The sequence below is a fragment of the Flavobacterium sp. WC2421 genome, assembly GCF_040822115.1.
In the GTDB taxonomy this organism is placed as follows: Bacteria; Bacteroidota; Bacteroidia; order Flavobacteriales; family Flavobacteriaceae; genus Flavobacterium.
This window is the reverse complement of sequence record NZ_CP162004.1, coordinates 3598244-3621318: the sequence shown is the minus strand read 5'-3', so window position 1 is coordinate 3621318 and position 23075 is coordinate 3598244. Positions and strand designations below refer to the sequence as shown.

The window sequence follows — 23075 nt, the reverse complement described above, 5'->3', positions numbered from 1 at the left end:
AAAGAGCCAAGAAATAGACAGTATCGTAGTCTTTTTCTTGGCTCTTTTTTCTGGTTTTAAATTAATTACTTTCCTTTAAAACTTTATTTGGGCTGTACCCAAACAGATGATGTTCTTTAATAATTTCCGCAATACCAGAAGGGAGCATTGGTTCCCAACCTGGTTTTCCATCACTAATCATTTTAAGTACTTCACGAGAGAATACTTCCAGATTCTCAGGGTCATAATCGTCAATGTCAATCACTTTTCCGTTGAATTTAAAAAATTTATACAATTCTTTCATTCTTGGGTGTACTTTTAGTGTTTCTGATGTAACAATATCTCCATTTTCATCTAGCATAGGATATAGGAATACTTTCATATCGCGATAGAATAATTTTCCAAATGCTTCAAGTATTCCACCACTTAGATGACGGTAGTATTTTTCATCAAATATATCGACTAGATTATTTACTCCCATAGCAAGCCCCATTCGAGCTTTAGTATAGTTAGCAAAATATTCTACTACTTTATAATATTCTTGGAAATTAGAAATCATTACTGTTTGTCCTAATGAACAAAGTAATTCAGCACGATCCATAAAATCTCTTTCGTCAATTTCTCCGTCAGAACGAAGATTAGAAAGTGTAATCTCAAATACAACTAATGTATTTTCTTTTTCCACTTTATTTTCTTCAATGAACATTTTTAATGATTTCTCATACATGTCCATATTTACCTTAGTTACAGGACGGAAACTTCCTCTCAATGCTAGGATGTTCTTTTTGTATAATATGGCGGCAGGAAGAATGTTTTTACCGTTAGGGTCAAACATTACAGCATCAGTCATTCCGTTTTTCACTAATTGTAAACTCATCAAACGATTGTCAACATCAGCAAAACGAGGTCCAGAAAAATTAATGGTGTCAATTTCTAATTGGTCTTTGTCAAGGTGATCGTATAAATAACGCAACAATCGCTTAGGGTCGTTGTATTTATAAAAAGCACCATATATTAAATTTACTCCAAGAATACCCAATGTTTCTTGTTGTAACCGTGCATCCGTTTCTTTAAAACGAATATGAAGCGTAATTTCATTATAATCTTCATCAGGCTCAATTTGGTAGCGAATACCAACCCATCCATGTCCTTTGAATTGCTTTGCAAAGTCAATAGTAGCTACAGTATTAGCATAACTAAAAAACATTTTATTAGGGTGCTTTTCTCTACTTAATCGTTCTTCAATTAACTCTCCTTCAAAAGTTAACATCTTTTTTAATCGATTTTCAGTTACATAACGCCCATCATTTTCAGTGCCATATATCGCATCACTAAAGTCTTTATCGTAAGCAGACATAGCCTTAGCTATAGTTCCTGAAGAACCACCAGATCTAAAAAAGTGTCTTACCGTTTCTTGTCCAGCTCCAATTTCGGCAAAAGTTCCATATATATTTTCGTTCAAATTAATACGGAGTGCCTTATCTTTTATTGAAGGTATTTGTTCGATGACTTTGTCACCTTTTAGTTTTATTGCAGTATCCATTTTTATTTTAAATATGGCTAATAATGTACAAAGTTAATGAAATAGGTTTCTTATGAAAGATAATTAATCCTATTTTTGTAAAAAAATAAAATAGATTTGAAGGTATATTTTTTAGGCACTGGTACTTCTCAAGGAATTCCTATAATTGGGAGTAGCCATCCAGTATGTAAAAGTACTGATTATAAGGATAAAAGGTTACGTGTTTCTGTTTGGGTTTCGTGGGATTCTTATTCTTACGTTATCGATTGCGGACCCGATTTTAGACAGCAAATGCTTACTTCAAATTGTCAAAAAGTAGATGGAATCCTATTTACTCATGAACATTCGGATCATACTGCTGGTATAGACGATATTCGACCTTTTAATTTTAAACAAGGAGAAATTCCTATTTATGCACATCAAAGGGTAATTGAGAATCTAAAAAGACGATTTGATTATGTTTTTGAAACCATAAATCGGTATCCTGGCGCACCCTCTGTAAAGACAATTGAAATAATCAACGACCAACCATTTCCTATTGGTGATAAAATAGCAATTCCTATAAATGTCATGCACGGGAATCTTCAAGTTTTTGGTTTTAGAATAGACGATTTTGCTTATTTGACAGATGTTAAAACTATTGAAGATGTCGAGACTGAAAAATTAAAAGGCATAAAAGTATTAGTTATAAATGCCTTGCGAGAAGAACATCATTTTTCTCATTTCAACTTACAAGAAGCTTTAGATTTTATTGCTTTGGTTAATCCAGAAAAAGCCTATTTAACGCACATTAGTCATTTACTAGGGTTTCATGAGGATGTGCAAAAAAAATTACCTAAAAACGTCTATCTTGCTTTTGACAATTTAGAAATTACAATTTAATTAAATATAAAATGAAAAAATCATTATTGCTGTATGCCTTTATTCTTATTGCATTATTAAACGTCTATACCTACATGTTTTTAAGTAAAGAAGTAGAATATGAGCAACATAGATACGAAAAAACGACCAAAAAACTAAAAGACAGTTTGAATTCGGTAACGGCAAAATTGACTGATGCGAACTATTTTTCATTGGAAAAAAATGAAAATGCACAAAACTATTTTGATACTTCAGGTTCCGAAAAAACAATCCAGTATGAAAAGTTAATTCCTTATGTGAAAGAGAAATTGATGGATTTAAATTCAAATCCAAAAGGGAATCCTTACGTAGGACAAGATCAAATAGGGGCTAATAAATTTATAATCAACAAAGTGAAAGTCTTAAATCACAGATGGATTATCGCTGATTATAGCGATGGTGAAATTTGGGGAGAAGTTTTACTGAAGTATTTTGTAAATCAAGATGAAACGATTTCATTTGAGGTGATTCAGTCTTTATTATATCAAAAACGCTAAAAAAAAAGGTTCCAATTTTGGAACCTTTTTTTTATTCTAACAACCAATTTTTAAAATCATAGAAATTCTGAGGTGAAACCCCATGTCCTATTGGATATTCTTTATAAGTTGATTTTATATTTAAATTATCTAGAAATGGTTTAGTTTTTCTAGCCCAATCTACTGGTATTACTTGGTCTACAGTCCCATGAGAAGCAAATATTTTTAAATTGGAGAAATCGTTATTTTTATAATTTTCTTCAAAAATAGGTTCGCTTATATAACCGCTCAATGCAACCACTTTATGAATCTTTTCTGGATGTGAAAGTGCCACGGCATAACTCAATATCGCCCCTTGACTAAATCCTGTCAAGATAATATTATCCGTATCAATAGGATAGGTCGCTATTAATTCATCAATAAAAGTAGTAATTAAATCTCGGGATACTTTTGCTTGTTCGTTATCTGAAAATTTATTTTGATTTTCATCAAAATTTATTGCGTACCATGCATAGCTGCCATACTGCAAAGTATGAGGTGCTCGTGCTGAAATCACGTAATAGTCATCAGGAAGTTCAGTTGCAAAGGAGAATAAATCTTCCTCATTGCTTCCGTAACCGTGGAGTAAAAGTAATAAAGGATTTTTGTCTAATTTTATTTTGGGTTCTCTTACGAGGTATTCTAAAGATAATTTCATTTGATTAAGATATGTTTGTAAACCATTTTTGAAAAAGTTTTCCAATTAAAGGAACTGGTTTTGTTTCTCCTTTTATCGCACTGAAAATACCATAAGTCCATAAAATAGAAACAAAAATCCACATTGGAGCTGATATCATTAAACTATCAAAGTTACTTACAATAAGCCCTAATGAAATAAATGTAATTGTTAATCCTAATCCTTGACGAATATGAAAGGAGGCAAAAGTGTTTTTATCTTCAGCATTCATAGACATGGCAATAAAGACTCCAATTCCTAGAATATAACTGGTTATGGCTGTAGTTTTACCTTTTTCAACGGTGTTGTTATTCATGTTTTTATGCTAAAATTAATTGATCTTGATTTACGATACCGTACACGGTTCCTTGCATTTCTACTCCTAGAAAAGCAGAATTTTTGGATTTTGACAAAATAGATGCTTTTGTAAATGTGCTATTTTCTTCAGGTGAAAACAAGCTTAGGTTGGCTTTGGCTCCTTCGGTAACGATAGAATTTTCGATGCCAAAAGTAGTTTTTCCGGCAGTTAATTTATCTATTATTATTTCTAAAGGCAATACGGTCATTAAAGAACCAAAGGCACTTTCTAGTCCAATAGTTCCGTTTTTGGCGGCATCAAACTCCATTTTTTTATGCTCAATATCGATGGGGTTGTGGTCGGATGTAATCATGTCAATTGTACCATCTAGTATCCCTTCGATTAGTGCTTTTCGATCCTGCTCTGTTCTTAATGGTGGTGTAACTTTATGTCGTGTGTCAAAATCTTCTAGTTTTTCATCTGTTAAAACCAAATGATGCACTGCTGCACTACAGCTAACGCTTAGTCCTTTTGCTTTTGCATCTTTAATTAGTTCCACAGATTTTGCAGTTGAAATTGTGGGGATATGTAATTTTCCTCCAGTATATTCTAACAAAAATAGATTGCGGGCAATTTGTAATTCTTCCGCTAGATTTGGGATGCCTTTTAAGCCTAATCTTGTGGATACGATACCTTCATTAGCCACTCCATTTCCTTTTATTTTTTCATCTTGTGGAAAAGCAATCACTAATCCATCAAAATCTTGAACGTATTGTAAGGCTATTTTTAGTAGATTGGCATTGTCTTGGCTTTTATTGTAATCCCCAAAAGCGACTGCCCCCACTTTTTTCATATCATACAATTCAGCCATATCTTTTCCTTCGCTTCCTTTTGTTAAAGCACCAATGGGAAACAGTTGAGTTGCACTTCCAAAAGCTTTACTTTGTACAAAGTTTATTTGGGATTGATTGTCTATAATAGGGAAGGAGTTGGGTTGTAACGCAATTGCAGTAAAACCACTTTTTGCCGCTACATGTAATCCATTTGCTATTGTTTCTCTATCTTCAAAACCAGGTTCTCCTAGCGATACGCTACTGTCAAACCAGCCTTGGGAAACATGTAAATTAGCACGTTTTATTTCCTCGATATTTTCTTCATTTGGGATTGAAGTTGCTATTTTTTTTATAAAACCATCTACAATTAAAATATCTGCTTTTTTGTTATGAAAAGGACTTTGTGGGTCGATAATTTTTGCTTCTCGGATGATAAGTTTCATATGTGGATTTTATTTTTTTAATTCTTAATACATGAAATATGCTTTTTATTTCATGAATCGTATGATTGCCATTTCGCCAGCCATAAATAACAGTGCAAAGATAGCAAACCATTTCCAAATTTGATTGTCTGTTCGCTCTGTTTGTAAAGTGTCAAAAACAGTTGCAATTGAATCGAGTGTTTTATAGTCTGTTACTGCATTTTCATTGCTATTTTCTAAGTTGCTTTCGCTTCTATTGTAGTTAAAACTAATGTTTTCTAGCGCTTCTTTTTGGTTGTAAATTTCAAAATTCCCTGCTTGTGTGGGATAATCATTAAAAATTAATTTCACTTTATTATTTAGTATTTGTTGAATGGGAATGAATTGTTCCGTTTTATTTTTCACAGTTAAAACAGCGTCTTTAGATAATAATACATCTACTAAAAAAGGATTTTCATTCCCAATAGTTAATGCAATAATTCCGTTGTTATGATTACTTACTGCCATTTTATAAAAGGTAGGGACAATTAACGGCGATTGTTGGAAATTTGAATTTTCGGTATTTATTGGGGCCGAAAAAATATAAACAGTCGAATTAGTATTGGGTAATGAAGTCAAAAATGAAGTCTGGTCTTCATAATATAGCGCTCCAGAGTTTACTCCTGAAATTTCAAATGAACTATTCGTTTTTGGATATTGAAAATTGGTAATTTTATTTTCAAAAACACCATTGAATAAAGGGTGTTCAAAATTAATTTTGGTGATTCGTTTTTCAAAATTTTCTAAAGAGTTGAATTGTAGTTTTCCAAAAATATTCAGGAAAGGATTGATGTTACTCAAAGATGATTTTCCTGACGGAATCACGATTAAATTAGCTCCTTTTTCTACCACTGATTTTAATGTGGTTTGTAATGCTTGAGGAATTTCATCTAGTTCATTTAAAATGATAACATCTTGTTTCTCTATTTCATTGTAATCCAATGAAGAAATTGTAGTTGCATTGAAATCAAACTCCTCATTTGTGAAAATCCGACTTAGAAAAGTGTTTTTTTGAAGGTCTCCAATACTAAGTGCTTTTACTTTTTTAGTTTTTGAAATACTAAAATATAAAACATTGTCATACCCCAAACCATTATCAGTAATACTTACATAACCGTGAAAAATTTGTTTTGGAATAGTAAAATGAACTATTTTCTGTTTCGTTTCAAAATTGACTAGCGTTTTTGCAACCAATTTGTTTTGGTTGTAAATAGCTATTGGAACTTCTTTTTCGCTTTGTCCGTAGCTCGATAGTTTTACTTCAATTTCATAGAAATTTTCTAATGTTTCACTGATATAAACACTGTCGATTGCTACGTTATTTTTTTGTTCTGCTTTTGGAATTATAAAATACGGATTTTCATTTTCATTAATGCCTTTTAATTGTTTTTTATCAATACCTACGGCATCAGTAATGATGATAATGTCTTTTTTGAAAATGGACTTATGTGATTTTACTTTTGCAATTAAATTGTCTAATTGAAACGGAATAGCGCTATATTCAAGATTTTGTAATGTATTTTGAATTTCTTTAATATCAGTATTCCAATAACTTTCGGAATTGGTGAGCAAAGAAAAACGGGTATTTTCGGGTGTGTTTTCAAGTAATTCCTGTACAGAGCGTTTCAAGAGTTCTCCTTTTTTTCCTTTGGCTTGCATGCTAAAGGAATTATCCAGAATGATATACAATTCATTTGAAGCATTCTTATTGTCTTTGGCTAAAAAAAAGGGCTGAGCAAATGCAATAATAATAGAAGCTAATAGAAGTAAACGACAGCAAAGGAGCAACCATTTTTTTATTTTAGAACTTTTCCTAGTTTGTATAGATAAAGCTTTTAAGAACTGAACATTAGTAAAGTATTCTTTTTTGAACCGTCTTAATTGAAATAAATGAACCAAAATTGGTACAATCAGTAAGAAAAGAAAGTATAAAATTTCGGGATGTTTGTACTGCATTCGGTTTTTAGTTTACTTCATTGGATTCTATTTCTTTTGAAGTGAAATGGATATTAGTAGTCAAAAATACAAATTTGTAGACAGTTTTTATAGATGTTGTTATAATTTTTAAAAGCATTAAACAATTAAGGTTAATTATGTATTTTAGCTTTCTTAAAAAACACACAATTATGAAAAATAAGGTTTTAATTCTTTTTTTATTTTCAATATTAACGGCATTTCAAGCTCAAAGTCAAAAGCTTAATTTACTTATAGGTACGTATACTACCAGTTGTGAAAGCAAGGGGATATATGTTTATAATTTTGATACCACTACAGCTGATTTTAGTTTTAAAAACGTTGCTGAAAACAGTATAAACCCAAGTTATTTGACCGTTTCAAAGGATAATAATTATGTTTATTCAGTAAATGAAAATGGGCCAGAAAGTACGGTTAGTTCTTATAGTTACATTCCATCTAGTGGTAAATTAGATTTAATTAATAGACTAAGTTCAAAAGGAGCTGATCCTTGTTATATTATCAATGACGATAAAAATGTTATTGTTGCTAATTATTCTGGTGGGAACATTTCGGTTTTTCAAAAAAATAGTGATGGAAGTCTTGCCGAAGCTAAACAAGTAATTCAACATTATGGTCAAGGACCAAATGCAAAAAGACAAGAAGGGCCTCATGTTCATATGGTACATTTTTCACCTGATCACAAGTTTGTTTTGTCAAATGATTTAGGTCTTGATAAAGTTTATTCTTATGCATATGATTCCAATTCAAATGGGGGAGCCTTGAAAGTATGCGATAGTGTAGCTGTTAAAGCGGGAAGCGGGCCAAGACATCTAACCTTTAGTAATGACGGTAAATTTGTATATTTAGTACAAGAGTTGGACGGAAGCCTAACAACTTTTAAATATTCAAACGGAAAATTAAAAAAAGTGGCAGAAACTACTATTTTACCTAAAGGTTTTAAAGGAACTTTTGGTTCTGCAGATATTCATATTTCACCTGACGGGAAATTTTTATATGCTTCAAATAGAGGGGAAGCGAATGATATTTCGATATTTGAAATTGGTAAAAACGGAAAGTTAAAGTCAAAAGGACAAACAAGTACTTTGGGTAAAGGACCAAGAAATTTTGTTATTGATCCTACAGGAAATTATCTTTTGGTAGGCCACCAATACACGAACAATGTTGTTATTTTTAAAAGAGATCAACTAACAGGTGCATTAACAGATACAGGAAAAAGAATTGAATTATGTTCTCCAGTTTGTTTAGTGTTTACTGAAAATTAGAGAGGGTTTTAAATTAAAAAGGCTTAAAAATGAAATTCATTTTTAAGCCTTTTTTTATGCTATTTGTTTTTGTCTTTTCGTTTTTTATCTCTTGTTTTAAGCATATTACGATTGACAGATCCATGTGTTTTTTTCTTGGTTACACCAGGTCCACCTAAATTGACTTTCTTGTTTTTTTTACTTTTCTCTTGAAATGCACCATCACCTTCTAGTTTTTTCTTTTTCATCAAAAACTTAATCGGCTGTCTGTCTTTTTCAGGTTCAATTAATTTAGATGAAACTTCAACTGTTTCAGGAAATTCCTCAGCATTTAATTCCATATTCATTAACACCTCAACCTCCACTTTAAATTCTTCTTCACGAGGTGCAACAAAACTAATTGCAATACCTGTTTTATCAGCACGACCTGTTCTACCAATTCTATGCATGTATAATTCTGGCATCTCAGGCATCTCGAAGTTAATTACGTGTGTAATATTCGAAATATCCAATCCTCTAGCCATAATATCCGTTGTAATAAGACCGCGAAGATTTCCTTCTTGGAACGAAGCCATAGTGCTCAAACGATAGTTTTGAGATTTATTAGAGTGGATTACTCCAAATTGTCCTTCAAAATCTTCTTCGATACGTTCATGAACCATATCGGATATTTTCTTGTTATTTACGAAAACCAGCACACGACTCATGTCTTCATTTTCTTGTAACAAGTGTTTTAATAGATTTATTTTGGTGTTAAAGTTAGGTGCATTATACGTTATTTGTGTAATGTTTTCTAATGGAGTTCCTGATGCAGAAAGCGTAACTTCTTCAGGATAATCAAAATAATCATTCAAAATAGCATCTACTTCATCCGTCATAGTCGCTGAAAAGAGAATGTTTTGGCGTTTTTTTGGCATCATAGCCAAAATAGCGGTCAACTGCGTACGGAAACCTAAATTCAACATCTCATCAAACTCATCAATAACTAGTTTCTGCATTTCTTCAAAACGAATCACATTATCTAGTGTTAAATCCATGATTCGTCCTGGAGTTCCTACTAGGATGTCACAGCCTTGATAAATTGTTGTTTTTTGGGTATTGATATTTACACCACCAAAAATACCAACAGTACGAACTGACATGTATTTGGTCAATTTTTCTACTTCTTCTGCCACTTGAACTACAAGTTCACGAGTAGGGACAAGGATTACTATTTTTGGAGTATGTCCTGGAATAAATTTATATAATTTTAATAAGGGTAATAAATAGGCAAAAGTCTTACCAGTTCCTGTTTGGGCAATTCCCATCATATCACGACCTGACATTATCACGGAAAAAGTTTTTTCCTGAATAGGAGTTGGGGATGTAAAACCTAAATCATCTATTGCTTTTTGGACAGATTTGGGTAGATTTAATTGCTCGAAAGTGGTCATAAAACGTATATTTTGTGCAAAGATACGTTTTTTGAATGTAAAGATGCTAATTGTGTTAAATCGGCTGTTTTATCTAAACCTTAAATCCCATGAAACTGCTAGTGAATAGATCCAGAAATAATTTCCTTGATCAAAACTAATTTCTTGATGTGCGACACCAAACTGAGTTCCCCAAGCATTTTGTTTGTTTTTAGAAGTAAAATTATAGCTTAAATTTAATTTTTGAGATTTAAGATCTACAATAGCTGTTTCATTTCCACTAAAATTAAATTGATTTATTTCTGGGGAAAATCCCATTCCAAAAGAGAAGCCGAGGTAATTGTCAGCATCAGAACGGTATTTTCGATACGTAAAAGTCCCTGATGTACTGGTTCCATTATCACCCGGAGTAAAATACGGGCGAAAAGACAAATAACTATTCCCAGTATACCAACCTACGGAGCCCGTATAAATGTTAGTGGTAGTTGTATATTTTAAAGAGCGGAATCCAAGAGAAACTTCAAGACTTTTTGGCAATGATTTATACAATTCGGCTCCATATCGTAAATCAGGAAAAAGAAACGTATTTGCAAAACCTATATTTAAATAAGCATATAATCCTTTGGTAATTTTTGGATATAGATCAAATTCAATTTGAGTTCCGTTTTCATTGAATCTTCTATTGAAATTTAGTTTTCCTATAATACTACCGTACTTAGTTTGGCGACTGTAATTTAAAGTATAATACTGCATCGGATCAAAAACTTCCGAATAGATATCGACTTCAGCTTTGATTCCAATTGTATTTTTTCTTAGGGTTGTGCTTAAACTGGCTTTGTACTCTTTTGCTTTTGGATCTTCAGGATTCTTGTTTAATAGTGATTCTAAAGTATTTAATGCTTCTAATGGTTTATTTGTTTTTTCTTCGGCACTCGCTTTTAGGTATAATATTTCGGCATCATCAGGGAAGTTTTTCAATGCTTCGGTTGTCATTTCTAAAGCAGTATAGGGTTTGTCTCCCCATATTTCATTTTTAATTGCAGCAATCCATGTACTTTTATTTTGTGGATCTTTCTCTAAAACATAGGCAAATTCCTTTCTCGCTTTTTTATAATCACCATCCCAAGAATAGGTTGTGGCTAAGAAAGAACGAATATCATGATAATCTGGATATTTAGTTAAAATATGGGACAAAGTATCTTGTGCCTGCTTGCGTTGCTTATTGAAAGCCATATTACGAGCAGTTTCAAAAGAAGTATCTGGATTGCCATTGTATTTCTCTTCTTGCCCATACATTTGAAAAATCATTGTAAAACAAAGTACAAATGTTAGTTTGGCTATTTTTTTTGTAATCATTTTACAAAGGATTTTTTAATTTTAAATAATTCTGTTTCTTTTGGGTGCTTTTTTATAACACTGTCAATAATTTTATTTGCTATTAGCGAGTTATTTGTTCGGAAATAGGCTTGCGCTAATTTCACACCTAGTTCTGGTGTTTCCACTTTGTTTTTTAGTCCTTTTTTTCCAGTAACGATTCCTTTTTCGTTTTGATTTGACCACCAATACATATCCATTAAAGCAAGGTAGCTGTCATTGTAATAGGGAGTTCTTTTTATTACTTCAAGAAATTCGGTTTCTGCTTTTGCATAATTTTTATCCCATGCTAAAGTTCTACCTTTTAATGTTCGTACGTCTGCATAATTTGGAAACTCATTTAATATGTAATTACAAAGTAATCTGGCTTTATCGCGCTCTTTGTTAAATGCAAAGTCGCGTGCAAGGAAGAATATTTCGTCATAGGTCAATCCTTTAGTTAATTTTTTGATTGTAGCAAGATCTGTTTTCGAAAATTCAAAAGCAGGTTTTGTATATATATTAATTGAGTTAGGTATTATTTTGTTTTTTTGAGTTAGATATGCATTAAGTTTTTTTGCGGCATTCAAAGTGTCAGTTATTGCTTTCAGCATTGCGGCGTCGTTTACTTTTGCAATGTCAAAATTTTCATTGATTTTGAATAAGTCACCATTTGAAAGTAAATAGTCTTTATAAATCATTTCATTTATACTTCCTTTATTTTGCATTATAGGAATAGTGTGAATGTTTCTGAATTTTCTTACCGTATCTAAGCCTGTACTCATCCAAGCTGTTTTCTCCATTTTATTCATTTTGTAATTATTCATTAAAAAGGAAACTAAACTGGGTGTTATATCCCAGTGCGATGAAACAGACTTAAATGTTTGTGGTTTTTTTAATAACGGACTATAGATATACAATGGCACATGAAAGCGACATAGTTTGTCTTTTTGAGCTATTGGGATTAATCGGTGATCACCTGTAATTACAAAAATGGTATTCTTGAACTCAGGTCTTTTGGAATAAGATTCAATGAAATTTTTAATAGAATTATCAGTATATAATAAACATGCAAATATATCTTTATAGGTGTTTACCTCCGATTTGGTTAATTCAAGTGTTTTATTTGTATTGATTATATCATCTACTTTTTTTAAATATTCTTTTTTAGCTGGAAAATCAAACGGTTCATGATTGGTTAGTGTCATGATCACATCCAGCCTTGGGAGTTTTTTAGAATCTAATTCAGATAATGTTTTTTTGAATATTTCGCCATCAGGATACCCCCATGAAAAACCACCAGAATTTTCTTTGGTTTTAACATAACCTGGACCAAATTTATTTATATCAATGACATTCTCGATTCCGTTGTATTCTAAAAAATTTATTTTTCTGTCAAAACTGGATTCATCACCACAATAAAATGAGGTAGTATATTCATTTGCTTTTAAAATACTGACGAGAGAAATATTAGAAGGCAACGGGTTCATTTCTAAAAATCCTTTTTCGCCATACGGCAGAGACCCTAATATTGAAGGTAAGGCGCCAAAAGTTCTTCCTGCATTACTGACGAAATTTTCCCAATAAAGCGATTTTGGAATTAAGGAATCTAAATAAGGAGTAAAACCTCGATAAGCATTTTTACCAATAAATTCATCACCTAGTCCTTCAACTATAATCATTACAATATTTGGTTTTTCCTCATGAATTTCAAAAAAAGGGGCTAATACATCCGGAGATGATTCAAATGGTTGCACTAACGGATACTCTTTTTTGTAAAATAGATTATCAGCATTAAACGCATTTTTATCTGATTGAAAACGAAAGATATCAGTTGCAAAGAAGGACAACTTATTTTGATAAGTAGAATCAGAAGCTTCAGAAATTCCCAATTTTAAACCTCCTAAGATAAGTATTGAAATTCCTGAAATGATATAAATAATTTTTGGATTACCATAGCTTACCAATAGGTTATTAATACCTAAATAAAGAAGTGGAAAAATAATAAAAGGAATAAAGTATAAATAAGATAATGATTCGGATGCAGTTACAGTAGTGTACATGTCACTATAGGAATATCCTAAAATATCTGCACCTAAATTTACTAGCGTGGTAAGGTTGTATTTAACCAATGCAAATTGACCAATAATCAGTAAAGAAAAAATGATTTTGATTACAATAACACTCCATGGTTTTCTAACATAATAAAAGAGCATATATACTGGAAAAAAGAATACTCCAATCAACAATGCTATTCCAAAATCATTGAGTAATTTATAGAACAACGTTGTTGTTGTGTTTGTAATGTTTATTCCGTTAGTTGCCTTAGTATATATTTCAAATGCAGTAATAAACCAAAAAGCGATTACCAATGAAATTGTTAAATAAATATAAGGGAAACAATTATTTAAAAACGACTTAATCTTCATATTTTACTATCTCTATTTATTTAGGTAATTTAATCATTTGTCATTCCTTTTCTAGTCATTTCTCCCCATTTTATTTTTTTGTTAAAATAGTAATCAAAATTACCTTTAATTGCTGCATATAGAATAAAGGGATGATTTGTGAAAGGCTCTAAAAAGGCTGTGCTGATTAATTGTAAACCAATTCCTTTTTTCTTATACTGGTGGTAAGTAAGCTCTTCAGAAATGATAGTAATAATCGAAAAGAATACAGTAAATAAATAAGATAGTACAATGAATGCTATTGCATAATCCCATTTTACATTATGATTTAGTAAAAGAAATAAAAAATAGAATAAACCCATAATTTCAATTACTGGAGCCAGTCTTTCATAAATTAACCAATAAGGATAGCTAATGGTTCCTAATGCATTGTATTTACGGTTAAAACCAATTTTACGATGTTTTTTTAATGTTTCAATGGTTCCTCGGGTCCATCTATTTCTTTGTGAAATAAAGATTTTATAATTATCCGGCGCTTCAGTCCAACAAAGTGGATCTGGAATATAGGCTACTTTATATTTTATTTTTTGCTCTTCCATATGTCTTCTCATTCTCACAATGATTTCCATATCTTCTCCAACAGTTTTGGTGTCGTAACCTCCCACCTCAATAGCTATTTTTTTATCAAATAAACCAAAGGCGCCCGAAATAACTAATAAACCATTCAATTTACTCCATGCCATTCTACCTAATAAAAAAGCTCTTAGATATTCTAAAATTTGCCCTCTTACTATTAAATTTTTAGGCAAGTTCACATCTAGTAATTTACCGTCTTTTATGATGCATGAATTTGCAATTCGGATAACTCCTCCCGCAGCAATTACCTTTTCATCCGTAGATTCTAGAAAGGGTTTAATCATTTTTTGTAAGGATTCCTCTAGTAATAAACAATCGACATCAATACATGCTACATATTTATTAGGGCTAATGTTTAGTCCAGTATTCAATGCATCTGCTTTTCCACCATTTTCTTTATCAACTACAATCAATTTTTCAAAAGCAGGGTTAGTGGATTTAAAGACTCCTTTTCTAAGCGGTTTTGTTGGGATTTGGTTATTGATAAGGTAGTCTACTTTAACTAAGTCATACGCTTTAATAAGTTTTTCAAGACTATCATCTTTACTTCCGTCATTTACTATGATTACATCGTAATTTACATAATGGTTTGATAATAAAGAGCGTACGTTTTCTACAATATTTAAAGTTTCATTATAGGCAGGTGCAATAATTGAAATGGAAGGAGAAATTGAAGATGATAATATTTCTTTATAATTAACAAAGCTATTTTTTTTCATATATTCTATTGTCTCAATTGCTGAAATTGTGGCTAATATGATATAGGATAGAATTGCAGTAAGTGCAAAACCAAAAAATAGGTATTGAATTAAATCTATTATCATTTGGGTAGTTTTTTAGTATAATTAACTGGCTTTAATTAAATTGATACTTTCTGAAAATTCTTTATCTGTAGTAATTATTTTAAATGTATTGGATTCATTATCAACATTAATTACTTTCAATATTTTCATTACAGATACTTTTATATAAAAGTTTTCATGATTAATAAATTGTGAAATGAAAGAAATATCGCTAGTGTCATACATGCTTTCCAACATTTTAAAGAAGGCAATCTGTTCCTCTATATCACGTTGATCAAAATCATTTTTTAATATTGCGACCGCTTCAATAACTCCCATGTTGGAAAGCACATCAATTGCTTCTATTCTAACCTGCATTTCTGAATGATTCAGAAGTTTTATAATTACATCTTTGGCTTCAAACTGATTGTAAATTTTGGCTAGTTTTAAAGCAAAAAGAACAACGGTACTATTTCTTGATTCTAACCATTCATTTATATCTGGTATTTTTTGGTCTTCAAAATTTTGAAGAATTTCTAATAATTGAATTTGGTCCCACTCTGATAATGGAGTTTTTAATACATTTAGAAAATCAAGTCCTTCAAAATGGAATAATTTTACTAAATACATTTGGATTTCTTTACGCACTTCTTTTTTTGGATGATTTATTAAAAGAATTACGTCGTCATGCACATCTTTAATTCCAAATTGGGTAAGCTCTTTAATTGCTTTTGCAATTATATTCCATTTTTTATGTTTCAGTTTTGATGAGGCATAATTAATAAGTCCTGTTTGGTAATATAGTTTCTGGATGTCATTAGCTGTTTCACCAGAAATTTCGCTTCTCAATTTCAACAAGGTCGAGATGATTAGTTTTCTTTTTAAACTATCTTCTGAACTTTTTTTCAAATAATTAATAATTTTTTGTTGTTCAGGACTCACTTCCTCTTCTTCATTACCCGAATATAAATATTCTATTAAATCAGCTTCATATTTTTTTTCATATACTTTTTGGATTCTTTCTTTAGTCCTTAGACGACTTCTTAAGTGTTTTAAATAGAATGTTAAACTAATTATTGTAAATGTAAATACAGCACTCAAAGCCCAAGACAATTGAATAATTGTAGGGGCATATTTTAGATAGTCGACAATATATTGAAATATATTTACCATATTTTGTTTACCAATTTTTTTCTATCGTAATAATCTTTTTATTCTTATACTTAATTCATTTGGGCTGAATGGCTTACTCATAAAATCAGTTGCACCTAAATTAAATGCTTTGAGAACCATTTCTTCCTGACCTGCTGATGAAAACACAATGATTGGCGTTATGTATTCTAATTTGTTTCTTACGTGACTTATTACTTCTAATCCGCTTACAAATGGCATCATTATATCAGTAAGAATTAGATCAGGGCTGTGTTCTTCTATTATTTCAATTGCTTGTTTTCCATTAATGGCCATGAAAAGTTTATACCCTTCTTTCTCTAATTTGAATTTGAGTAATAATGAGAGGATTGAGTTATCTTCTGCCAAAAGAATTTTTTTTGATTCACTCATTGTTTGACTTTTTTTAATTTTTTTATAATTGAAATTCAGTTGTGTTATTTTGTTTAATCTAGATTTTCTTCTTTTAAAGTCTTTTCTTATTTAATTAAACCAAATTTAATATAAATCTTCGTTCCGCACATCGATTAAATGCTAAAAACATCGATTAAAGGCATTAATTTATGAATATGAAAGTGAAAGACTACTTTTTTTAATGTTAAATCTTATTTAAAAATTTAGAAAATAGCTCTTTGAGGGATATATTTAAATTCTTTTTGTTTAGTTATTTTAAATATACTAGTGTATAAATTAAAAACCTTCAAAAACCCCTAGACCAAACAGGGCAAAATCATATTTTACAGGGTCATTAGAATCTAATCTTCGAAGTTGTAGATCTAGTTCGGCAAGTGCCTTTCCATCATTTTGTTTTCTGGATAATAAACCTAGCTTTCGAGCTACATTTCCAGAATGAACATCAAGTGGACAGGATAGGGAAGCGGTTGAAATATTTTTCCATATTCCTAAGTCAACTCCTTTGTTGTCTTGGCGTACCATCCATCTTAAATACATGTTGATGCGTTTTGCAGCTGAATTGTTCATTGGATCCGAAACATGTTTTTGTGTTCGGTATTGATGTGGAATTTCAAAAAATATTTTTTTGAATTCTGAAATGGATAGTTGCATAGTTTCTAAATCTTGGTTATTAGTAAATACGCATTCTAATCCATTATGGTTTTGATAAATGTTTTTTAAACTTTTAATGAAGAATGTAAAATCTTGTCCGTTGAAGGTTCTGTGTACAAATGATTCCAGTTGTTCTAGATTAGTTTCAGTATGGGACATTATAAAATCGTAGGGGGCATTCCCCATTAAATCCATCATCTTGTGGGAGTTTTTGATGATCATTTTACGATTTCCCCAAGCAATTGTGGCACTTAAAAAGCCTGCAATTTCAATATCTTCTTTTTGGGTAAAAAGATGTGGGATCTGAACGGGATCACTATCGATAAAGTCGAGTGTATTGTATTGTATCACTTTCTCATCAAGAAATGATTTGAGTTCAGATGGATTCATTTTTGTTTAAAGTTTAATGTTTAAAATGTTTCGTCATTTTTAATGAACTTTAAACTGTTTTAGTTACTAATCATACCGTCAATCATAATTAATTTTCTGTCGGCCATATTGGCTAAATCTTCATTATGTGTGACTATTACAAATGTTTGTCCAAATTCATCACGCAATTTAAAAAATAACTGATGTAAGTTCTCTGCTGATGCTGTATCAAGATTCCCCGAAGGTTCATCTGCAAAAATGACCGCTGGTTTATTTATTAACGCTCTTGCTACTGCTACTCGTTGTTGTTCTCCACCCGAAAGCTCATTGGGTTTGTGATTCATTCTATGAGAAAGACCTAGATAAGTTAATAATTTTTCGGCCTCAATCTCAGTTTCTTTTTTCGGTTTATTAGCTATAAAGGCAGGAATACATACATTTTCTAAGGCAGTAAATTCAGGCAATAGCTGATGGAATTGAAAAATAAAGCCCAGATTTAGATTCCTAAATTTGGATAAATTTTTATCTTTCATGGTCAAAATATCTTCATTATTGATACGAAGAACAATTTCATTTTCTGTTGAAGGTCTATCTAATGTTCCTAAAATCTGTAAAAGAGTAGTTTTACCTGCTCCTGATGCCCCTACAATAGATACGATTTCTCCCTTTTTTATATGTAAGTCAACTCCTTTTAAAACATGAAGTTCATCGTAATATTTATGTAAATTTTTTGCTTGTATCATTTTAACCAGTTTGTACAAAGAAACAAAGATTTTAATGATTATTGGTATAAATTTAATCCCACAAACTATAAATTTTAGTTAATGAAAAAGAAAGAAGTCTATTAAATAGGTTAAATTTGGATAGTCATAAATAGAATTTAAATTAAGAATTTATTAAATGGAATTACAAAATACAATGGAGAAAGCCACATTTGCTGGAGGTTGCTTTTGGTGTACTGAAGCAGTGTTTTTAGAGTTAAAGGGAGTGAAAAGTGTTGGTTCGGGGTATATTGGAGGACATACTTTAAATCCTACTTATGCTGAAATTTGTAATGGAGATACAGGACATGCTGAAGCCATAGAAATTGCTTTTGATCCCAATGAGATTTCTTTTGGCGAATTATTAGAGGTGTTTTTTGCAACTCATGATCCTACAACATTAAACCGTCAAGGGAATGATATTGGGACGCAATATAGAAGTGAAATATTTTATCACAGCGAAATGCAAAAAGAGATTTCGAAAGCCTATATTTCGTTAATGACTGAAGAAAATACTTTTGATGCTCCTATTGTTACGCAAATCTCACCAGTATCTACGTTTTATAAGGCAGAAGAATATCATAATGATTACTACAATCAGAATAAATTGCAGGCGTATTGCTCTTATGTAATCACTCCTAAAATCGAAAAGCTAAAAAAAGTCTTTAAAGATAAACTCAAATAAGAAACCTATTATTAATTTTCTTGAAACGAATTATTAAAGTAATGGAATATGGATACACCAGTTTTAGCAGCTAATAATAAAACTAAGAATTTAATACTTGGGATACTCTTTGATGGAATAGGTATGCTGTCGTTTACGGTGCCTATGATTGGGGAGTTTTCAGATGTTATTTGGGCGCCAATTGCAGGTTTTTTAATGACTCAAATGTATAAAGGAACTGTGGGAAAGGTAGCGGGTGTGATCGCCTTTTTGGAAGAGATTATTCCCTTTACCGATATTATTCCAAGTTTTACCTTGACCTGGATTTATAATTATTGGATTAAAAAAAGAGAGTGAATTAATCTTTAAATAGAAAACGTAATCCCATTCGTTTTAGCATTTTTTTTTCAAAAGCCCAGAAGAATTTGAACTGTCCAAATATAAATCCATTCAACACTAAAAGGACTTGATAAATTGGGAAAATCAGTAAAAGGCGAATAGGAGTAAACCACATACCTAAATCTTCTTTTATAATTCCCAACCATAAACAAAAAGGTTTAGATAACCAAGCCGAAGCAGATCCAGTAATTGCAAAAACAATAATTATTATGGTAAGTTGAAAATTAGATTCTATTCCCCAACGTTTCTTCAATCCTTTCATTTTTATTTATAATGATTACAAATATACTAAGATTATCTTGAGGGAACATATCCAAAAAGTTTTTGTTTATAGGTATTTTGAAAATAAACTAAATAATTATAAATTAAATAATTGACTTCATACCCATAGTCAATATTGGGATCGTAAGATATACTCATTTCATATAAATTGGGATTATAGCGAAAAGGTTGTAAAACGCGGTTATTCCATTCACTAATCCAAATTCTGTTTTTACTTTCTAAATACGATTGGGAATAATAATTTCGAGGAAAAGCTCTTGAAACAAGCCAAGTATTAAAACCGGGGTCAATAATTATTACTTCATATTCTAATTCATCGTTAGCAATTCGGATGGTATCATTTTGAGTAGGAATTGTTTTATTAGACTTTACTAAAGCTGTATTAGCTGTTTTACAACTAAAAATGGAAAATAAAATAACGCTTACTATGTAAAAAATTTTTTTCATGATTGAAATATTGAAATTAAATTTACAAAAATAATTAGTTGGTTGTGAGTGTTTTAACAAAAAAAATCATTTACGATAAGCAAATGATTTTTAAAAATAAGTATGTTGTTTATTATTTTCCAAATAAACCACCTAGCATCCCGCCAATTCCACCACCTTTTTTGGTAACAGCATCCATTGCGTCACTAATATCTACTTTGCCATCTCCATTTTGGTCTAAGCTAAATTGTCCTCCATAGGTAGAGATTGCATCCATAATTCCAGAGTTTTTCCCAGCATCTCCTGTGATGGCTCCAATAATATCGGATATTTCAAAGCTGGAATCATTTGGATCTTTTGCTTTACTTACTAAAGCACCCAAAATTTGAGGAATTAATTTAGAAGCTACTCCAGAGGCATCAGAGGCATTTATTCCAAATTTTTCACCTAAGTTACCTGATAATTCTTGTGTTAGTTTTTGTACTACTGGGTTAGTACTATTTGTAGCATTGTTACCTTGAAATAATCCAGCTAATTGGTCAATGCCTCCTTCGGAAACTACTTTTTGTAATCCGCTTAGTACTGAATTACTGGCTTCACCTAGTACTGCTTCGTTTTTTTCATTTGGTACTGCTGCATTATTTATCACAGAATCTACACCAAATTGTTGGGCTAATTGGGTTAATTGTTCAAACATTTTTATACTTTTTAGATTTGCTTTGCAATTTACAAAAAAAGTGGGTTTGTTAAAATAAATTAACAAACCCACTTGTATATATGTAACTAAAATTAAGTTAATTAACCAATCAAACTAATGATTTGTGAAGCTAATTCCGTACCAATTCTATCTTGTGCTTCTCCAGTTGCAGCTCCAATATGTGGAGTCAAAGAAATTTTAGCATTCATTAAAATTGTCATTTCTGGAGTCGGCTCATTTTCAAAAACATCTAATCCAGCAAACAATACTTTTCCGCTGTCTAATGCTTTTACTAATGCAACTTCATCAATAACACCACCACGAGCACAGTTTACAATACCTACACCATCTTTCATGATAGCTAGTTCTTTTTCACCGATGATGTAACCATCTTGAGCTGGAACGTGTAAAGTAATAAAATCAGCTTCTTTGAATAAAGATTCAAGTGATTGAGAAACTATGGTAGTAGTGATTGATTGTCCGTCAAAGAATTCCACTTTTACGTCAACTTGTGGGATAAAACTATCCGCAGCAATCACTTTCATACCTAGTCCAAGAGCCATTTTAGCAGTAGCTTGACCAATACGACCAATACCAACAATTCCTAATGTTTTACCTCTTAATTCAATTCCGTTTGCATATGCTTTTTTCAAACCATCAAAGTTTGAATCTCCTTCAAGAGGCATGTTTCTATTAGAATCATGTAAAAAACGAACACCAGAAAACAAATGAGCAAAAACTAATTCTGCCACAGATTCAGATGAAGATGCCGGAGTATTGATTACATGAATCCCTTTGCTTTTTGCATAGTCAACATCAATATTATCCATACCTACACCACCACGACCAATTATTTTTAGACCTGGACAAGCGTCAATTATATCTTTACGTACTTTAGTAGCGCTACGAACTAAAACTACGCTCACGTTGTTTTCGTTTACAAAATTAGCCACTTGTTCTTGTGCTACTTTTGTAGTTATTACTTCAAATCCACCTTTTTCTAAAGCTAGAATTCCACTTTTAGAAATTCCGTCGTTTGCTAATACTTTCATTATTGTTTTTTTTAAGATTGAAAATTTAAAAATTCAATCTGTTTATTTAATGGTGTGATTGATTATAAAAAGTTTTTGAAATCCTTAAATCAATCCCTAATTATAATTTTTAAATTGCTTTTTCTAAAGCTTGCATGACATCTACCAAAACTTGAACGCTTTCAATAGGCAAAGCATTGTACATAGAAGCTCTATAACCACCTACAGAACGATGTCCAGGTATTCCAGAAATTCCTGCTGCTTTCCACATAGTGTCAAAAGTTGCTGCATGCTCTGGATTGTTTAATAAGAAAGTTGCATTCATATTAGAACGGTCTTCAATTGCAGCAGCACCTTTAAACAATGGATTTCTGTCAATTTCAGTGTAAAGTAAAGCAGCTTTTGCATTGTTTAGTTTTTCAACAGCAGCAATACCACCTAGATTTTTTAACCATTGTAAAGTCAACAGTGATGCATATACAGGAAAAACAGGAGGAGTATTATACATACTTTCTGCTTTAATATGTTTTTCGTAATCCAATATACTTGGGATAGTTCTACCTGATTTACCTAGGATTTCTTCTTTTACAATTACAAGAGTGGTTCCTGCTGGCCCCATATTTTTTTGTGCTCCTGCATAGATGATATCAAATTTAGAAAAATCCAAAACTCTAGAAAAAATATCAGAACTCATATCGCAAACAATTGGCATGTCTAACGATGGAAAATCTTTTATTTGCGTACCAAAAATGGTGTTATTACTTGTACAGTGAAAATAATCTGCATCAGCAGGTACACTGTATCCTTTTGGGATATTATTGTAATTTTCTTCTTTTGAAGAGGCAACAACAACCGTTTCTCCAAAAAATTTCGCTTCTTTTATTGCTCCGCTAGCCCATGTTCCTGAATCAAGATAAGCCGCTTTACCGCCTTCTTTCATTAAGTTATAAGGTACCATTAAAAATTCTAGACTTGCTCCGCCAGCAAGGAAAAGTGCTTGATATCCTTTGCCTTCTAATCCTAATAATTCTAGTGCCAATGCTCTAGCTTCATCCATAATCGCAACAAAATCTTTGCTTCTATGCGAAATTTCTAATATAGATAACCCGGATTCATTAAAATTTAAAATAGCTTGTGCTGATTTATCAAAAACTTCTTGTGGTAAAATACAAGGTCCTGCGCTGTAGTTGTGTTTTTTCATGATGTAGTTTATGTCCG

The 23075-nt window shown here is 31.4% G+C and carries 23 protein-coding genes; 5 read left to right on the top strand and 18 right to left on the bottom strand.

The features are described from left to right. Nucleotides 1-61: 61 nt before the first annotated feature. Nucleotides 62-1522, bottom strand: a complete 1461-nt coding sequence (locus tag AB3G33_RS15430) for a TonB-dependent receptor (protein ID WP_367754412.1) — start codon at nt 1520-1522, stop codon at nt 62-64. A gap of 96 nt (nt 1523-1618) precedes the next feature. On the opposite strand from AB3G33_RS15430, the gene AB3G33_RS15425 reads away from it, so the two are divergent. Both AB3G33_RS15425 and AB3G33_RS15420 read left to right on the top strand, forming a co-directional pair. Further along, entirely contained in the window at nt 1619-2383 is a 765-nt protein-coding gene (locus AB3G33_RS15425; RefSeq protein WP_367771255.1) for an MBL fold metallo-hydrolase, read from the top strand. 11 nt (nt 2384-2394) lie between these two features. Further along, a complete protein-coding gene (locus AB3G33_RS15420; RefSeq protein WP_367771252.1) occupies nt 2395-2898 on the top strand; it encodes a hypothetical protein in 504 nt (167 codons plus the stop codon). 31 nt (nt 2899-2929) lie between these two features. Here AB3G33_RS15420 and AB3G33_RS15415 read toward each other — a convergent pair whose 3' ends face one another. Genes AB3G33_RS15415 through AB3G33_RS15400 form a run of 4 tightly spaced genes read right to left on the bottom strand, consistent with a single transcriptional unit; the run spans nt 2930 to nt 7140 of the window. Beyond that, a complete protein-coding gene (locus tag AB3G33_RS15415) occupies nt 2930-3574 on the bottom strand; it encodes an alpha/beta hydrolase (protein WP_367771249.1) in 645 nt (214 codons plus the stop codon). A 4-nt stretch (nt 3575-3578) separates the two neighbouring features. Next, the gene (locus tag AB3G33_RS15410; RefSeq protein WP_367754404.1) at nt 3579-3908 is read right to left on the bottom strand and encodes a hypothetical protein; all 330 of its coding nucleotides are present in this window, start codon (nt 3906-3908) and stop codon (nt 3579-3581) included. Nucleotides 3909-3912: 4 nt separating this feature from the next. Beyond that, the gene (locus AB3G33_RS15405; RefSeq protein ID WP_367771246.1) at nt 3913-5166 is read right to left on the bottom strand and encodes a dihydroorotase family protein; all 1254 of its coding nucleotides are present in this window, start codon (nt 5164-5166) and stop codon (nt 3913-3915) included. 45 nt (nt 5167-5211) lie between these two features. Further along, nucleotides 5212-7140 (bottom strand): BatA domain-containing protein, encoded by a 1929-nt coding sequence (locus tag AB3G33_RS15400; RefSeq protein WP_367771243.1) that lies wholly within the window; start codon nt 7138-7140, stop codon nt 5212-5214. Between the two features lie 170 nt (nt 7141-7310). Here AB3G33_RS15400 and AB3G33_RS15395 point away from each other — a divergent pair, with 170 nt between their 5' ends. Beyond that, nucleotides 7311-8423, top strand: coding sequence for a lactonase family protein (locus tag AB3G33_RS15395; protein ID WP_367771240.1), 1113 nt, complete (start codon nt 7311-7313; stop codon nt 8421-8423). A 59-nt stretch (nt 8424-8482) separates the two neighbouring features. On the opposite strand, the gene AB3G33_RS15390 is transcribed toward AB3G33_RS15395, so the two are convergent. The 8 genes from AB3G33_RS15390 to AB3G33_RS15355 form a co-directional block, all read right to left on the bottom strand. Beyond that, nucleotides 8483-9835 (bottom strand): DEAD/DEAH box helicase, encoded by a 1353-nt coding sequence (locus tag AB3G33_RS15390; protein ID WP_367771238.1) that lies wholly within the window; start codon nt 9833-9835, stop codon nt 8483-8485. Nucleotides 9836-9904: 69 nt separating this feature from the next. Beyond that, nucleotides 9905-11170 (bottom strand): YaiO family outer membrane beta-barrel protein, encoded by a 1266-nt coding sequence (locus tag AB3G33_RS15385; RefSeq protein ID WP_367771235.1) that lies wholly within the window; start codon nt 11168-11170, stop codon nt 9905-9907. After that, nucleotides 11167-13596 carry a sulfatase-like hydrolase/transferase gene (locus AB3G33_RS15380; RefSeq protein ID WP_367771232.1) on the bottom strand — a complete coding sequence of 810 codons (2430 nt, stop codon included), beginning with the start codon at nt 13594-13596 and terminating at the stop codon, nt 11167-11169. Before AB3G33_RS15380 ends, AB3G33_RS15385 begins: the two co-directional genes overlap by 4 nt. A gap of 29 nt (nt 13597-13625) precedes the next feature. Next, a complete protein-coding gene (locus AB3G33_RS15375; RefSeq protein WP_367771229.1) occupies nt 13626-15035 on the bottom strand; it encodes a glycosyltransferase in 1410 nt (469 codons plus the stop codon). A 21-nt stretch (nt 15036-15056) separates the two neighbouring features. Further along, the gene (locus AB3G33_RS15370; RefSeq protein WP_367771226.1) at nt 15057-16166 is read right to left on the bottom strand and encodes a HEAT repeat domain-containing protein; all 1110 of its coding nucleotides are present in this window, start codon (nt 16164-16166) and stop codon (nt 15057-15059) included. Between the two features lie 21 nt (nt 16167-16187). After that, nucleotides 16188-16556 carry a response regulator transcription factor gene (locus tag AB3G33_RS15365; RefSeq protein ID WP_367771223.1) on the bottom strand — a complete coding sequence of 123 codons (369 nt, stop codon included), beginning with the start codon at nt 16554-16556 and terminating at the stop codon, nt 16188-16190. 297 nt (nt 16557-16853) lie between these two features. Continuing rightward, a complete protein-coding gene (locus AB3G33_RS15360) occupies nt 16854-17618 on the bottom strand; it encodes a TIGR02757 family protein (protein WP_367771220.1) in 765 nt (254 codons plus the stop codon). 59 nt (nt 17619-17677) lie between these two features. After that, nucleotides 17678-18340, bottom strand: a complete 663-nt coding sequence (locus tag AB3G33_RS15355) for an ABC transporter ATP-binding protein (RefSeq protein ID WP_367754382.1) — start codon at nt 18338-18340, stop codon at nt 17678-17680. A 157-nt stretch (nt 18341-18497) separates the two neighbouring features. On the opposite strand from AB3G33_RS15355, the gene msrA reads away from it, so the two are divergent. Then, entirely contained in the window at nt 18498-19043 is a 546-nt protein-coding gene (msrA, locus tag AB3G33_RS15350; protein ID WP_367771217.1) for a peptide-methionine (S)-S-oxide reductase MsrA, read from the top strand. Between the two features lie 48 nt (nt 19044-19091). Continuing rightward, nucleotides 19092-19379, top strand: a complete 288-nt coding sequence (locus AB3G33_RS15345) for a hypothetical protein (protein ID WP_367771214.1) — start codon at nt 19092-19094, stop codon at nt 19377-19379. A 1-nt stretch (nt 19380) separates the two neighbouring features. Here the strand turns inward: AB3G33_RS15345 and AB3G33_RS15340 are convergent, their stop codons facing one another. From AB3G33_RS15340 to serC, 5 genes are all read right to left on the bottom strand, one after another. Next, nucleotides 19381-19683, bottom strand: coding sequence for a DUF6787 family protein (locus tag AB3G33_RS15340; protein ID WP_367754376.1), 303 nt, complete (start codon nt 19681-19683; stop codon nt 19381-19383). A gap of 32 nt (nt 19684-19715) precedes the next feature. Then, nucleotides 19716-20150 (bottom strand): DUF6146 family protein, encoded by a 435-nt coding sequence (locus AB3G33_RS15335; protein WP_367771211.1) that lies wholly within the window; start codon nt 20148-20150, stop codon nt 19716-19718. Between the two features lie 112 nt (nt 20151-20262). After that, on the bottom strand, nt 20263-20826 hold the full coding sequence (locus AB3G33_RS15330) for a hypothetical protein (RefSeq protein WP_367771208.1): 564 nt from the start codon (nt 20824-20826) through the stop codon (nt 20263-20265). A gap of 101 nt (nt 20827-20927) precedes the next feature. Next, nucleotides 20928-21878: a D-2-hydroxyacid dehydrogenase gene (locus AB3G33_RS15325; RefSeq protein ID WP_367754370.1), complete on the bottom strand. Its 951-nt coding sequence runs from the start codon at nt 21876-21878 to the stop codon at nt 20928-20930. Between the two features lie 109 nt (nt 21879-21987). Then, the gene (gene serC, locus AB3G33_RS15320; RefSeq protein WP_367771205.1) at nt 21988-23058 is read right to left on the bottom strand and encodes a 3-phosphoserine/phosphohydroxythreonine transaminase; all 1071 of its coding nucleotides are present in this window, start codon (nt 23056-23058) and stop codon (nt 21988-21990) included. Nucleotides 23059-23075: the final 17 nt, after the last annotated feature.

Coding starts and splice junctions, on each gene's coding strand:
- AB3G33_RS15325 (WP_367754370.1), bottom strand. CDS start 21,878: ATGAAAGTATTAGCAAACGACGGAATTTCTAAAAGTGGAATTCTAGCT.
- msrA (WP_367771217.1), top strand. CDS start 18,498: ATGGAATTACAAAATACAATGGAGAAAGCCACATTTGCTGGAGGTTGC.
- AB3G33_RS15420 (WP_367771252.1), top strand. CDS start 2,395: ATGAAAAAATCATTATTGCTGTATGCCTTTATTCTTATTGCATTATTA.
- AB3G33_RS15385 (WP_367771235.1), bottom strand. CDS start 11,170: ATGATTACAAAAAAAATAGCCAAACTAACATTTGTACTTTGTTTTACA.
- AB3G33_RS15390 (WP_367771238.1), bottom strand. CDS start 9,835: ATGACCACTTTCGAGCAATTAAATCTACCCAAATCTGTCCAAAAAGCA.
- AB3G33_RS15430 (WP_367754412.1), bottom strand. CDS start 1,522: ATGGATACTGCAATAAAACTAAAAGGTGACAAAGTCATCGAACAAATA.
- AB3G33_RS15410 (WP_367754404.1), bottom strand. CDS start 3,908: ATGAATAACAACACCGTTGAAAAAGGTAAAACTACAGCCATAACCAGT.
- serC (WP_367771205.1), bottom strand. CDS start 23,058: ATGAAAAAACACAACTACAGCGCAGGACCTTGTATTTTACCACAAGAA.
- AB3G33_RS15345 (WP_367771214.1), top strand. CDS start 19,092: ATGGATACACCAGTTTTAGCAGCTAATAATAAAACTAAGAATTTAATA.
- AB3G33_RS15405 (WP_367771246.1), bottom strand. CDS start 5,166: ATGAAACTTATCATCCGAGAAGCAAAAATTATCGACCCACAAAGTCCT.
- AB3G33_RS15380 (WP_367771232.1), bottom strand. CDS start 13,596: ATGAAGATTAAGTCGTTTTTAAATAATTGTTTCCCTTATATTTATTTA.
- AB3G33_RS15375 (WP_367771229.1), bottom strand. CDS start 15,035: ATGATAATAGATTTAATTCAATACCTATTTTTTGGTTTTGCACTTACT.
- AB3G33_RS15355 (WP_367754382.1), bottom strand. CDS start 18,340: ATGATACAAGCAAAAAATTTACATAAATATTACGATGAACTTCATGTT.
- AB3G33_RS15370 (WP_367771226.1), bottom strand. CDS start 16,166: ATGGTAAATATATTTCAATATATTGTCGACTATCTAAAATATGCCCCT.
- AB3G33_RS15340 (WP_367754376.1), bottom strand. CDS start 19,683: ATGAAAGGATTGAAGAAACGTTGGGGAATAGAATCTAATTTTCAACTT.
- AB3G33_RS15395 (WP_367771240.1), top strand. CDS start 7,311: ATGAAAAATAAGGTTTTAATTCTTTTTTTATTTTCAATATTAACGGCA.
- AB3G33_RS15330 (WP_367771208.1), bottom strand. CDS start 20,826: ATGTTTGAACAATTAACCCAATTAGCCCAACAATTTGGTGTAGATTCT.
- AB3G33_RS15365 (WP_367771223.1), bottom strand. CDS start 16,556: ATGAGTGAATCAAAAAAAATTCTTTTGGCAGAAGATAACTCAATCCTC.
- AB3G33_RS15335 (WP_367771211.1), bottom strand. CDS start 20,150: ATGAAAAAAATTTTTTACATAGTAAGCGTTATTTTATTTTCCATTTTT.
- AB3G33_RS15415 (WP_367771249.1), bottom strand. CDS start 3,574: ATGAAATTATCTTTAGAATACCTCGTAAGAGAACCCAAAATAAAATTA.
- AB3G33_RS15360 (WP_367771220.1), bottom strand. CDS start 17,618: ATGAATCCATCTGAACTCAAATCATTTCTTGATGAGAAAGTGATACAA.
- AB3G33_RS15400 (WP_367771243.1), bottom strand. CDS start 7,140: ATGCAGTACAAACATCCCGAAATTTTATACTTTCTTTTCTTACTGATT.